This window comes from Paenibacillus sp. J31P13 (assembly GCF_056269295.1).
The window spans coordinates 821762-835212 of record NZ_JBWDNR010000001.1 but is presented as its reverse complement, the minus strand read 5'-3'; the positions used below and the strand labels follow the sequence as shown (position 1 = coordinate 835212).

At 43.2% G+C, this 13451-nt stretch carries 14 protein-coding genes; 1 reads left to right on the top strand and 13 read right to left on the bottom strand.

Annotated elements, in window-relative coordinates; translation table 11 throughout:
* Positions 1-4 precede the first annotated feature (4 nt).
* A complete protein-coding gene (locus tag AC0YOD_RS03690) occupies positions 5-691 on the bottom strand; it encodes a sulfite exporter TauE/SafE family protein (RefSeq protein ID WP_475797872.1) in 687 nt (228 codons plus the stop codon).
* Positions 688-2958: a heavy metal translocating P-type ATPase gene (locus tag AC0YOD_RS03685; protein ID WP_475797871.1), complete on the bottom strand. Its 2271-nt coding sequence runs from the start codon at positions 2956-2958 to the stop codon at positions 688-690. Before AC0YOD_RS03685 ends, AC0YOD_RS03690 begins: the two co-directional genes overlap by 4 nt.
* A 295-nt stretch (positions 2959-3253) precedes the next feature.
* On the opposite strand from AC0YOD_RS03685, the gene AC0YOD_RS03680 reads away from it, so the two are divergent.
* A complete protein-coding gene (locus AC0YOD_RS03680; RefSeq protein WP_475797870.1) occupies positions 3254-3463 on the top strand; it encodes a hypothetical protein in 210 nt (69 codons plus the stop codon).
* A 182-nt stretch (positions 3464-3645) separates the two neighbouring features.
* Here the strand turns inward: AC0YOD_RS03680 and AC0YOD_RS03675 are convergent, their stop codons facing one another.
* The 11 genes from AC0YOD_RS03675 to AC0YOD_RS03625 form a co-directional block, all read right to left on the bottom strand.
* Positions 3646-4431 (bottom strand): arylamine N-acetyltransferase family protein, encoded by a 786-nt coding sequence (locus AC0YOD_RS03675; protein ID WP_475797869.1) that lies wholly within the window; start codon positions 4429-4431, stop codon positions 3646-3648.
* Between the two features lie 109 nt (positions 4432-4540).
* Positions 4541-4852 carry a rhodanese-like domain-containing protein gene (locus AC0YOD_RS03670; protein ID WP_475797868.1) on the bottom strand — a complete coding sequence of 104 codons (312 nt, stop codon included), beginning with the start codon at positions 4850-4852 and terminating at the stop codon, positions 4541-4543.
* Between the two features lie 154 nt (positions 4853-5006).
* On the bottom strand, positions 5007-5618 hold the full coding sequence (gene cdaS, locus AC0YOD_RS03665) for a sporulation-specific diadenylate cyclase CdaS (RefSeq protein WP_475798360.1): 612 nt from the start codon (positions 5616-5618) through the stop codon (positions 5007-5009).
* A 144-nt stretch (positions 5619-5762) separates the two neighbouring features.
* Complete coding sequence (locus tag AC0YOD_RS03660; protein ID WP_475797867.1) at positions 5763-6725, bottom strand: GNAT family N-acetyltransferase; 963 nt, start codon at positions 6723-6725, stop codon at positions 5763-5765.
* 32 nt (positions 6726-6757) lie between these two features.
* On the bottom strand, positions 6758-7318 hold the full coding sequence (locus tag AC0YOD_RS03655) for a DinB family protein (protein ID WP_475797866.1): 561 nt from the start codon (positions 7316-7318) through the stop codon (positions 6758-6760).
* A gap of 131 nt (positions 7319-7449) precedes the next feature.
* A complete protein-coding gene (locus AC0YOD_RS03650) occupies positions 7450-7761 on the bottom strand; it encodes a YbjQ family protein (RefSeq protein WP_475797865.1) in 312 nt (103 codons plus the stop codon).
* An 80-nt stretch (positions 7762-7841) separates the two neighbouring features.
* Positions 7842-8180, bottom strand: a complete 339-nt coding sequence (locus AC0YOD_RS03645) for a DUF3889 domain-containing protein (protein ID WP_475797864.1) — start codon at positions 8178-8180, stop codon at positions 7842-7844.
* 67 nt (positions 8181-8247) lie between these two features.
* A complete protein-coding gene (locus AC0YOD_RS03640; protein ID WP_475797863.1) occupies positions 8248-9066 on the bottom strand; it encodes a VanW family protein in 819 nt (272 codons plus the stop codon).
* A gap of 14 nt (positions 9067-9080) precedes the next feature.
* The gene (locus AC0YOD_RS03635; protein WP_475797862.1) at positions 9081-9536 is read right to left on the bottom strand and encodes a hypothetical protein; all 456 of its coding nucleotides are present in this window, start codon (positions 9534-9536) and stop codon (positions 9081-9083) included.
* A gap of 80 nt (positions 9537-9616) precedes the next feature.
* Positions 9617-10144, bottom strand: a complete 528-nt coding sequence (locus tag AC0YOD_RS03630) for a GNAT family N-acetyltransferase (RefSeq protein ID WP_475797861.1) — start codon at positions 10142-10144, stop codon at positions 9617-9619.
* 242 nt (positions 10145-10386) lie between these two features.
* On the bottom strand, positions 10387-13419 hold the full coding sequence (locus AC0YOD_RS03625) for an efflux RND transporter permease subunit (protein ID WP_475797860.1): 3033 nt from the start codon (positions 13417-13419) through the stop codon (positions 10387-10389).
* Positions 13420-13451: the final 32 nt, after the last annotated feature.

Genomic DNA, 13451 nt, shown 5'->3' with positions numbered 1-13451 from the left:
AAACTTACCAAAGCCATGGATTAATAGTTGGTATCACACCATTAACAGCCAATCCTCGAAGTATGGATAATACGCCGACTGCTATTGCTGTAATGACACTTGCTTTGCGCATGAAGCGCCTCCACCGTTTATTTGCAAATGCGGCAATAGATGCTGCGGCAGCCAAGGCCGGAAAGGTAGATAATCCGAACAAGGCCATCACGAAAGCACCAGCTGGTGCTGATCCCGTCGCTGCCGCAGTCATTTGCATCGCATAGGTTAAGCCGCAGGGCAGGAAGCCAAATGCAACCCCCGTTGCCAATAAATGAGCTGACTCTTGCCCCTTCGAGCGTCCTGCCCCTCCTACAAGTCTCTTATGAAGAAAAGAAGACAACTTATTCATCATAGGCAGCTGAAATCGACGCCATAGCCAAAGCAGTAGAAAGCAGCCCCCTATAATAGAAGCAAGCCCTTGAATACCTGCAAACTTACCTGCAACATCTACAAAGGATCCAACTGCTCCCATTACGGCACCTAGCAAGGAATAGGAGAAAATTCGTCCTGTATTGTATAGAAGCATTGACTTTCGAAGCGTTGCTGTGGAATGGAGTGAGACGGTTGATACGATTCCGCCGCACATGCCAATACAATGAGGCGCGCTGAAAAGTCCCGTCAATACGATCAAGCTAATCTGCTGCCATGTAATAATCATAGATTCTTTCCTGCTGCATGCTTGAGTTGGCCGTTAAGACGCAGTGAATTGCCAACGACGGATACGGAGCTTAGCGCCATCGCAGTACCCGCCATCCAAGGCTCAAGCAGGCCGAAAGCTGCGAAAGGAATAATAATGAGATTGTATATAAAAGCATAGGTTAGATTTTGACGTATGTTGCGAATGGTTAATCGGCTGATTCGGATAGCTTCCGGAATGGCTTGCAAACGTGAGAAAAGCAGCGTCATATGACCTGCGCTCAGCGCTGCATCCGTACCATCCCCCATCGCAAGGCCGACATCCGCAGCGGCTAAGGCAGGCGCATCATTCCAGCCATCACCAGCCATTGCAACTCGCTTGCCTTTACGCTTGAGCTTCTCAATGAGTTCAAGCTTATTCTCCGGAAGCATAGATGCATGGATTTCAGAGATGCCAATCGCTCTACCCGCAGCTTGAGCCGGCGCTATATGATCCCCAGTTGCCAGAAGAGCAGAGACACCGAGCCCCCTCAGTTCTCTTATCGTAGCTTTAGCATTTGATTTCACCATATCGCTTAAGGAAATAACTCCGATGCACTCGCGCTCAATTGAAGCGTAAAGCACGGTTTCACCGATCTTTTCCCGGCTACTTGCAAATGTTTGGGCTTGCCCGTTCACTGACCATTTCTGCTCTGCAGCAAATCGTGCATTGCCGATAGCAAACCTTTTCCCCTCAATAACGGCTTCAACACCGCCGCCTGGTGTGAATGCATGCTGCATCGCTTCTGGAATGACGAGTCCCTGCTTCTCCGCTTCGCGTTTAATAGCAGCAGCCAAGGGGTGCAAGGAATCAGCTTCAGCTGCGGCAGCTAACCGCAAAATGGTTGATCGGCTTCCCTTAAGGGCAAGGATTGCGCTGAGCTGTGGTTTTCCTTCCGTAAGCGTTCCTGTTTTATCAAAAACAATCGTCCCAATGGCTGCAAGTCGCTCCAGCGCACTTGCTTCTTTGGAAATAATGCCTCGCTTAGCCAGCCTGCCCGAAGCAATAACGAGTGATATTGGCGCTGCTAATCCAAGGGCGCACGGACAAGCCGCAAGCAGAACCGCAATTGCGCATATAAAGGCTTTACTAAAATTACCTGGATCAAGAAATCCAACCCACATAATAACCGTCAAAAGTGAGAATAAGAGCATAGCTGGTACAAACCAGCTAGCTACAAAATCGACATTACGCTGTATGCCCGATTTAGAACGTTGTGCCTGCCGAACAAGCTCCTGAATGCGATTCAGCATCGTATCATGACCAGCAGCCTTCGTTCTTATGCGAAGGAGGGCACTCTCATTGCGTGTTCCGGCCCATATGGGATCACCCACCCCCTTCGTAATCGATAAGCTTTCTCCTGTCAGCAAAGATTCATCAGCTGCTGACAAACCTCCACAGACAATCCCATCGACGGGCACAATTTCGCCTGCTTCCACAATAACAATATCACCTGCACGTACGAACTCTGTACGAATTTGGATCATTTCGCCTGCTCTCTCAACCGTAGCAAGTTGGCTTTGCAATCTATCATAGCCTTCAGTGCCCTGCTGCGCCCGCAGCGCAGCACCCGTCTCGATATATTTGCCAATCAGCACGGCAGTAATAACGACAGCCGACGTTTCAAAATATAGCGGAGGACCATGAACAGCTGACGTTATCGGCGTGAATAATCCGACTCGAAAGACCTCATAGTGGCTGTATAAATAAGCGGCAGTCGTACCCATCACGACTAACACATCCATATTGGCACACCGTTGCCTTATCGCATAATAGGCACCAAAATAAAAAGGCGCTCCAATTACAAATTGAATGACAGTCGCTAACATCAATTGAAGCCATGGCAGAAGCAGCCATGAAGGCAGGAAACGCAGCAGCGGCTCGAGAAAAGGCAAATGCTGCAGCATACTCACTAGCAATGGCAGAGTCAAAAGAAGAGCTGTAATGAGTCTGAGCCTAAGCGTATGGTGCTCCCGCTGCAAGCCATGTCTTGGTGATTCGTTCATCAAAGCCTCGAAGCCAAGCTGCTCCACCCGATCTGCTATTTGCCTAGGGTTCAGTACTTCAGACTTAAACTGCACCCATGCTGTTCGCAGGGGGAAACTGACCGCTGCCATCTGTACACCATCCATTTTTGCAATGCCCTTCTCAATGCGTGCCGCACAAGCTGAACAGCTCATCCCTTGCACCGAAAAATCTATCGTTACGCCAATTTCTGCTCCATCCTCAGCAATTACCGGCCTCATCATCAGCACCCGCCCTCCATACCTGACATTACATGCCTGTACCTCTGCGTTAATCTATATGATGGGTTTTGGCTTTGCATGTATGGAACATGCTTTTACATTCGTATTGGCATTGGTAATGGGTTTTATTTAGAGCACTTCATGCAAAAAACATCTCCATTACACATTTGTACACATTTGTACACATAAATTTAAACAAAATGCATCACTTCTGTATCTTTCCATTGCTAATAACTAAGAAAATAGTGTATGATTTGACCTTAGCGTAACAAACAAACAGATTTATGGAGGCTATTTCATGCAAGAGAAACCCAAACTACAAGCTGGTCAAAGACTTATTTCGGATAAAGATTTCGAAATAGCAATAGCTGCAAAAGTAGACATAACAGCGATGCAAAATGGTATGCAAATTAGACCAGCATCTGCAATTTTAGGGTATAACGATAGTTCAGTCCGTATGTCTGACGGAAGTGTTATCCACAGAACAGCAAATTCATTTTTTGTTTAAAAAGATAGAAGGAGGCCGATTAGTTAATCGGTCTCTTTTTTTTGAAAAATAACTTAGCAGCTGAAATGATTTGCTCTCTGATCATCCTCTTTTTCTCTCTCCCTTTAAAATACAAAAAGGCCCCCTTCTCTACAATAAGAGATGTGAGCCTTAACAAATCATTCAATCTACAGCTATTCTGTTTATTGTTCATCTCGTTTGATTCCAAAATAGGTGTACAAAGCAATGTTATATTCATCCTGTGAAGAAGGTGTAATCGTTCCGACCCCATCTGCTGTAAACATACGAAACTGTTGTCCAGCCAAAGAGTAACGTCCTTCTTTCGTCCGAATGGCGGCCATTGCCTCTTTTTTAAATATGGATTGAGGGGCATTTTCACACCAATAGGTTGCCATGACAAAGTCCTTCGGCAGCTTGGGCTCTTCTGTGAAGGAATAAACCCATCTCCAACTCTCGTGATGCCATTCGCTCAGCACCCAGCCGTAATGAGGATCTCTTTCCATTCGATAGCATTCTTCGCCTTGTCGTTGCTCAACAAGCTCATTTAATACGATTGGCTGTCTTGGTACAATACCACCTACTCCCACATCGCACAAATAGAACTTCCCCTCCACCTCAACCTTCAAGACATGATGACGCTGCTTAGGTGGTAATTGATCTTCATCCCTCCAGAATCGAGCTACAAGATCGGTCACTGAATAGCCCAGCTCTCTAAGCAGCCAACCGAATAAAGCATTAAGCTCAAAACAATATCCCCCGCGATGTCGAACAATAACTTTATCAATGAGATCCGGAATTTCTAACGAAAGGGGTATGCCGCTCAATATATCGAAATTCTCATACGGTACAGCATGAAGATGACTCTCTTGTAATCGACTAAGGTTGAATACGCTTACATCTATAGGCCCATCATAACGAATTCGATCTAGATAGGCTCGTACCTCAGACTTCAAATGATTACGGTTCATCCTTAACGTATCATCCCTTTCTGCAAGTTATGTAAATCGTAAAAAACATAAAAAAGCCCATTAAGGACTTTTTTATGTAATTATAATTCATTGAAATGATCGGCTTCCTCTATTCGCCCAATGCCACTTCACCAGGCCAAGCTAGCATTCCGCCTGTCACATTAACAACCTTGAAACCTTTAGCTTGCAGGAAATCACATGCTTTACCACTGCGTCCGCCGCTGCGGCATATAAGTATGATTTCATTATCGCCTTGTTGAAACTCACCAATTCTATCTTCAAGCTCAGATAACGGGATATTGCGTGCTTCTTTAATATGTCCGTCTTCCCATTCGTCGGGCTCGCGTACATCGACAAGATTAATTTGTCTACCTTCTTTAAGCTGGCTTTCCAACTCAGCAGTTGTTATTTCTGAATACATGATGAATCATCCCTTCAAGCGTTGCTATTTTTAATATTGTCATGATTAAATTGTATCGCTAAGCTACATCATTGTCCATAAAAGTAAAAACCACTGCGAGAGAATATGTAAATCCGCCTGTTTTGTTCAAACCTCAGCTTCCCTATCGATATATTTAATTGGCCGTAATCGGATACATGTCACCGTTCATAGCAAAGGAAATACTTCCCGTTTCCTCCGATACAACCAGTATGAGCGCATCACTTTTCTCACTCAAACCCAGCGCAGCCCGGTGACGTGTACCAAGCTTTTTATCCCCAACTTCTCGTATGGAGAGGGGCAGCACATTAGCGGCTGAAACGATCTGATTTCGACTTACCATAACAGCTCCATCATGGAGCGGATTTCCGGGGTAAAAGATAGATTCTAATAAGGCATGAGTCAATGTCGCTTCAATGGAAATGCCTGAATGAATCAAGGTACCTAGCGTATCCTTCCGTTGAACAACGATTAGTCCGCCATGTCGTCGGCTGGACATATGCTGAACACAAACTGATAATTCCGGAAACCTGTCCGTAAATGGCGATAAGTAACAATTTAAATAAAAGGATGCCGCCTTCATTTCGATATTTATAAATTTCTCTTTAATCTTCTCGAAATTGCCTAGTAAACAGGAGCTTTCATTGTCAATTCCATCTAAATTAATTTGCAGATCCGTAATCACTTGTCGGATATCATTCTTTAACGCTTGTTTCATTGGTGAAAAGTCACAGCCCGCTTCTTCCACGCAAAATGCCCCCATTAATTGATTGATAAGCACATACAAACCATTCTAATTATTTAGTTTGGCTGCATGATCATAAATTATTCAATCATCCTAGCTTTGTAAAGCTTAAGAGACTAACCTAACTTTTCCGTATGGAAGGCTGCATTAACAAATATCAAATTCCACTGGCCAAATCACATTTCCAGGCAGCCTTTTCTCTTTCTCTACCTCTTCGCAATAGGCAGTAATATCAGGATTATCGGTGTTTAGTATCTTCAGCATGTTTTCAGGACCGGTATGAACATGTTGCTGATAGGCTAAGTTTATTTTTTGAAGTTCCAACGACTGCGGCGATATCGGCAAGGATAGCTGCTCTATTTGTTTATCCTTCAGCAAAGTCTTCACATATGCGCAGATTTCAACAAGCAGCTCGTTATTTTTCGCTAAAATGCCAAGCACATTTTCAGGATTATTTTTTTGATATCGAATATATCCTATGAATCGCCCATCCCCTTCTAATGCTGACGCTTGAATGCCTTTATTAGGACTAATCCAGTCCATTAGGGATAAACCTGGCTTGATGCTCATGTCGATGTCTTGATTCCAGATTTGCCACATGTTATTTAATTGTTCTAGATCCTCTTTTGCAACTCTTCGTTCCTGAACAGACTTAGTCAAACGAGGTATTTCCTCCAGCCGAAGCTTAATACTTGAGTGGCTAAACGAATTTGTTCGATAGCCGAAACGAGGATAGAAAGTGGGATGTCCAACTAATAATGAGAGTTGATAGCCCTTTTCCTTTGCTCTCTTATGTCCTTCTTCAATCAGCAAGGAGCCTATTCCTTTGTTCTGATAATCTGGATAAATAGCAATCGGCGCTAAGAGAACGGCATCTACCATCATTTCTCCCAAAACAATCTGTAACGGGGTAAAAAGAACATGTCCAACAATCTTATTATCTAATTCTGCAACTAATGAAAGCTCCGGATCGAATTGCTCTCGATTTCTAAGTATGCTGATTAGAGGGACTTCTCCCATCCCATGGCTGTAGGTAAATGCAGTTGCATTAATATCTGCTATGCTATGATAATCACTTATCTTCTCTGAACGTATAACATATGGGTTCATTTTCAAAACTCCTCTAACCTTTGTACTTACGACTAACTTAAATATCTATTCTTGATAATACCCATATGATGGATCTCATGACCTGCAATGATGAATGCGGCTGCTCGGGCAGACAACGGGTGCTCGCTGAACTCACCTTTTCGTAATAAAGCTTCTTCTCCAAGATTACAGATAAGTGTAAGCGTCGATTGCCTTACGGCAGAATAATCCCTCAGGAGCTCCGTGATTGTAAGATGCTCAGCAGGTGAATGTTCAACAAAAATGTTACGATCATAGCCTGACAACTCACGAGCGTCCCCGCGTGCAATCCGAAAAATGCGATATTGCCATAACCGCTCGACATCCGCAATATGCCCCACAACCGTTTTCAGACTCCATTTTCCTTCGGCATACCGATATGCTGCCCGCTCCTCTGATATATTTTGCAATAACTTCATGGTCTCATCCTGCTGACTTTGCAAAATTAGCTCTAAACTGCCCTCCGGCACCAAATGGACGTATTTCTCAACAAGAGGCGCATACTCATTCGATTCTGGTTTCATTACACTCACATTCCTTTCCATCAACCATAGCTCAACTCGATAAACCTTCATTCGACTTTCCAGCTGAAAATCCTTCTAAATAAATCAACCCTAACAACAAAAAACGAGCAAACCTCGAATTTAGGTACAGAGCACCTTAAACCCGAAATTTACTCATTTATGATTCGTATAGCTGAGATGGATTAGAGTCGAACTGCCGTACCGCTTACAGCAACCATCAACATGCCCTCGCGAACTACTTCATAATCAATATCAATGGCAACGATCGCATTGGCTCCCAACCTGGATGCTTGGCTTTTCATTTCATCAATAGCTACATCGCGTGCTTCCTTGAGCTTGCTTTCATAAGCACCTGAGCGTCCACCTACAATGTCAGTAATAGATGCAAAAAAGTCCCGAACAACGTTCGCCCCCATAATCGCTTCACCCGTTACAACGCCAATATATTCCTGAACGGGATGTCCTTCAACCGTTGGTGTAGTCGTAATTAACATAGACAAGCTCCTCTCGCTTCTACCCGAAGCATTTGATTTCGTTTGCTATTATTACGGAGGGATCAAGCTAAATGTTCCATTTATTTAGGCGCAATTTCCAGCAGTGAAACTTGAACAACCTCATCGGAGTCTGCCTTAATAACAATATGGACTCTGACCCCAAATTCACGCGAGTCCTTGCGTAGCCAAAGCATGAAGCGTTCCTCTGCTTGCCCATGCTCTAATTTCTTTCTACCCTCGTATTTATAATCAAGAATAGACGCATTCTCATACGTTTTGGAGGTTTCCTGCATAGCAAGCTTTCCCCATTTCGCATAAGAAGGTTCCGCGTACATCGCGGAAATTTCAGTCGTCAAATTGTCAACATGTGCAAAGCTCAACAAAACAAGCGTCGCTTTGATCACGATATGTCCCAGCATTTCACTACCACCCTTCACCTAGCTTTGGATGATAGTAGGTTCGCCTATAACGCTATGTCCTATCCGTTTATGACTGCTGAAGTAATGGTGAATACATCATAAGAGCATGGTTTTCCGTTACATATTCGTCCATAATAATTTCATTTTTATCATTTCGTACATATCTGCATATGACATTACTGCGTATGTAACCACCCCAAGGCTGTGAGGACATTCGGTGCTCTCTTTCATACACCTCGTATTGATGAGAGGCTGGTGAGGTTGTGCGCCATTCTCCAATAAGCTTGTCATCCGTCACACGCACACGAAGCTGATAAGTCATAGACGTAGCATTATGAATTTGCAAGTCTAAATAATTATAGACACAGGTAGCACCGCTCCCAAAAGGCTGCGTTCTGCCTGCGTCTGGAAACACATCATAGCTATGACGATGACGCTCCGTGACGACAAGCGGCGTATGCAAGGTCATCCAATAAACCAGGTTGGACATTTGACATAGGCCGCCTCCTATCCCCGTCTTATAATTCCCGTAAAAAAGCACCATTCCATCAACGTAACCTTTTGCTTTTGTTGGCTGACCAATTGTACGCCAATAAGAAAAAGTTTCTCCCGGCTTTAGTATAAGGCCGTCTAATTGTTTGGCTGCAATTTTCAAATTAATAACCTTGTTCGTATGCAGCCACATATCCACATTTCGCAACTTACGAATTAATGGTGTAGCATGATTGAATATGATATGGGGTAGATTGTCGGCCATATGTGTCTTAGCAAGCTTCTTGCATGTTGTTAACCAGTTGACATATCTCTTCGAGGTAAACCACCATTTCCCCGCTATAAGCCTTGCCTTAGAACGCATGATGGGTCGATGGCGCGTGAATGAAAGCATCTAAATTCGCTCCTTTAATTGGTAACTATTAAACTCTCATCAAGGATCTTACTCTCACTCTCCGATACCTTCCCGTGCATGTTATGCCCTTCAATATTGACCTCAAAACTTTTCGTCACAGGTGTTCGCCAAAGCGCAAAGCTGATTGGCACATAGGCAACGTTCGGATCCGTGTTTATAAGCTCAATTTTATAATCGGGTTTTCTGGACATCAAAACTTTCGCTTCTTCCCATTCCACTCTTTTGAGAAGATTGACAATTTTGCTTACCTCTTCTTCAACTGTTATTACTTTATACACGGTATAGCCTTCTCCATCTGATTTACTGATATGGAGATTGAAGTTATGGTTCGATTCTTCTTTTATTTGCTCAAGCTGCTCTTCCATGCCTTTCTCTATTGTTACGTTATTGCTGCAAGAGATTAAAAGACTAAGACTCCCTATAAATAAAAGTGAAAATATCTTTTTCAAAGCAATACACCCCATTTCTCATCATTTATATCGCTAATTCAAATAACGCAGTACATTTGGAAAATGTTGCATATTGGATATTAAAGTTCCTTAGTCATATGTATATCAAGAGGCTCCTTATCAAACAGTTCCTGATCCACCTCATCCGTAATTTGACTCCCATTGTTTCTGTAAAAGAAAACGGCCGATTGCGTTTCAGTTGAAGAAATATATAAAGATTTTGCACCTCTTCTTCGAGCTTCATCACTCAATTGAGATAAAATTTCAGTTCCTATCCCTTGCCTACGGTAGCGTTTGGATACATACATGAGATCAATTTGCAGTTGATTTAGCTTGGCACCTCTGAAACGATGTGCAAGTACGCCAAAACCAACTAACGTATCTTTATCAAAAGCTCCTATTGCGCAGCCTCCATTTACTAGCTCATAGAGAAGTCGCTCCTCTAGCTCCGTGATTGCATCCTCATCCCAATTTGGACACTCGTGATCAGCTTTTATTTCCTTTAGCTCATTATGTCTTAATTCATAGATGAAGGTTATGGTTTCAGATCGATCTATTTCTCTTAGCTTATGAATTTCGTTCTGTGACAGTTTTTTATAAATAATCACCTTGCTGAGCCTCCCGCCAATGAAAAAATTTCACACTCGATAAAGTATCCTTTGTCTCATACAAATATTTACATCATTCATGATAAATACGAATCCTCATTTGTGCAATAGTTAGAAAAAATGAGAAACCACGCAGCATAGCTTATCTTCAACGTATGGAATAAAAAAAAGGCTGTCTCTAGGTCATTGACCTTCGAGACAGCCTTCTTCTATTTATCGAATAAATCGAGCATTGTCAGTTGTTATACATGATCAGCGACTTGCGGTTTCTTCTTACGATTCAAGAATTCATAGACCACAGGCACTATAATAAGCGTGAGCAATGTCGAGCTTGTAAGGCCGCCGATTACCGTAACTGCCATCCCTTTGGAGATAAGACCTCCAGATTCGAAACCAAATGCCAGTGGAAGCAAAGCTCCTACAGTAGCTATCGCCGTCATCAGAATTGGACGAAGTCGAGTGCCAGCTGCTTCAATCAATGAATCGCGGACAGACAAGCCTTCTTTTTCTTTCTGAATAACACGGTCGATAAGTACGATCGCATTCGTAACAACGATACCGATCAGCATCAGCGCTCCGATCAATGCGGTTACGCTGAGCGTTTCACCTGCAATAAGCAATCCGACCAGTGCCCCGATGATTGTGAACGGAAGTGAGAACAAGATTGCGAATGGCGTTAAACCGCCGCCAAACGTAATGACTAACACGAGGTAAACAACCGCTATGGCTGCTACTATCGCTAGGCCGAGCTGTGTGAACGATTCTTTAATTTGCTCCGTTACACCGCCCATATCAACATCGATACCTGATGGAAGCTTCGTATCGTCAATAATTTTCTGAACATCTTGGGATACTTTATTCACATCGGATGCTGTTACATCTGCAGATACTTCTGCATAAATGCGATCATCACGTCTTGTAATCGTATTAGGCGACTCGCCCTCTTCGATCGTAACCAAATCTTTTAATGCCACTTCGGTGCCAAGTGGTGTTTTCAGCTTCACATTTTCCAAATCTGCTCGCTCGGAATACGTTTTAGCTTCAACCTTCACATAGACATTGAATTGCTCGCCATCCTTCTCGATTGTTGCAAGAAGAGGGCGCTCACGAACAGGACTTAAAGCCATTGCAACTTGACCTGCTGTCATGCCATTTTGACTAAGCTTCTCTTGATTAGCTACTAGTCTATATTGTTCATAAGTTGCAGACAAGCTGGAATCAATATTTTTCAGATCCTTATTATCCGCAAGCTTTGTCATTAATTCATCTACGACCGGTTGAAGCGACTTCATATCCGGGCCGTATACGAGCATGGATATACCTGAGCCGCCAAGACCGCCGCCAGCGAAGTCTTGTTGCTTCCATTCGCCTTTGCCGCCAAGATCTTTCAGCAATGGTACGATTTTTTCTTTTTCTTCTGTGAAGCCTTTAAAATCATCGTTATAGCTTAGATTAAACAAAGCCTGCTTTGATGCGCCTTGGCTAAACGGATTTGAACCGCCTACTGCATATTGCACGACTTTGATGCCTTCGCGATCAAGCAGCTGCTTCTCAGCTTCGAGTGCCATTTTCTCAACCTGCTCAAGCGTTTCACCAGGAGCTGGATTGTAGGATACGACCATCATCTTCTCTTCGTCGCTGCCCATGAAGCTTACTCCGACGACAGGGACAATGAACAAGCTGCCTGCTAACATAACTACTGCTAATCCAAATGCAATTAATTTATGATTCAAGGACCACCGAAGTACTCCTTTATACCATTCAGCTAAGCGTCCAGGCTTATCATGCTGTTTGGCTTTACCTGGCTTCATTCCATTACGGAACATCATATGAGCCAGCATTGGAACAACTGTAATAGCAACAAGGAGCGATGCCAACAGAGCAAATACGATCGTTAATGCAAAAGGAAGGAAGATTTCGCCGATCATGCCCGTTACAAGTGCCAACGGCAAGAATACAGCGATTGTTACGATCGTAGATGACAAAATCGGAACAAACATTTCACGAGTAGCATCTAGAATTAGCTCTTTTCCCTTCAGCTTCTCTGTAGGAAGCGCCATCCGTCGGTAGACGTTCTCGATTACGACAATGGAGTCATCGATTACCCTGCCTATCGCTACGGTCATTGCACCTAGCGTCATAATATTAAGTGTAATATCCATCCTGCTCAAAATGAGTAAAGCAATCAAAATCGATAAAGGAATGGATACAACCGCAATAATTGTAGAACGAATATCACGCAAGAATATCATGATGATAATGACAGCGAACAATGCGCCGATAACCGCTTTGCTTAACATCGTGTTTACGGAATCTTCAATTGGTTCGCCTTGATCCAGTGTCGTTACAAAGGACAAGTCACCATTTTTGCTCTCAAGGTTTTTGATCTCTTCATTCACTTTGTTGACAACATCAACGGTATTGGCATCCGCTGATTTAACTACATTCAGTCCAATTGTATCTTTCCCGTTTGTACGGGAGATGGACTCTGCTTTTCCCTTTATGCTCAAATCTGCAACATCGCTAAGCTTGACACCCGGCATAATGATCAGATTTTTCAAGTCAGCCTCTGTAGAGATATTACCGTCAACGACGATTGTTTTCTCTGAGTCTCCAAATTCAAAAATGCCAAGCGGTGCAGATATCGTGGAAGCTTGAATAATGCCTTTTACCATCTCTTCTGTTAAGCCCATTTCTGTAAGCTTATCATTTTTAAAGGCAAGTTCGCCTTCCATTACATTTTGACCAGACATTTGAATGCTGGCTACTCCCTCAATACCTTGCAGACGAGGAAGAACATTGTCTTGTACTTCTTTCGTTAGCTGCTCCAAATTCATTTTGTCGTTTGACAAGCTTAGAGCCAGCACAGGAAAGGCATTCAAACTAATTCGAGATACCGTTGGGTCCTGTGTTCCTTCTGGAAAATTAAGATCCGATAGAATGCTGCTTACTTCAGCGGCAGCCTTATCCATATCGGTCTCATACGTATACTCAATAATGACCGATGAAGCATTTTCATAGGATGTTGAGCTTACAACCTCAACGCCTTTCAAATTACGTGTCCGCTGTTCAATCGGCTTCGTAATTTTTTCCATGATTTCTTCAGGTGCAGCACCAGGGTAAACCGTCATTACACTAACGATTGGCACTGTAATATCAGGAATCGTCTCCATTTTCATATTCATGCCTGAATACAATCCTGCGAACAAAACAAGCAAAGTCATGATCCACAAAGCAAATTTGTTGTTAAGCGAAAACTTAATAATGCTTTTCAATTCTTTCCACTCCTCATCTTCTATCTATAATT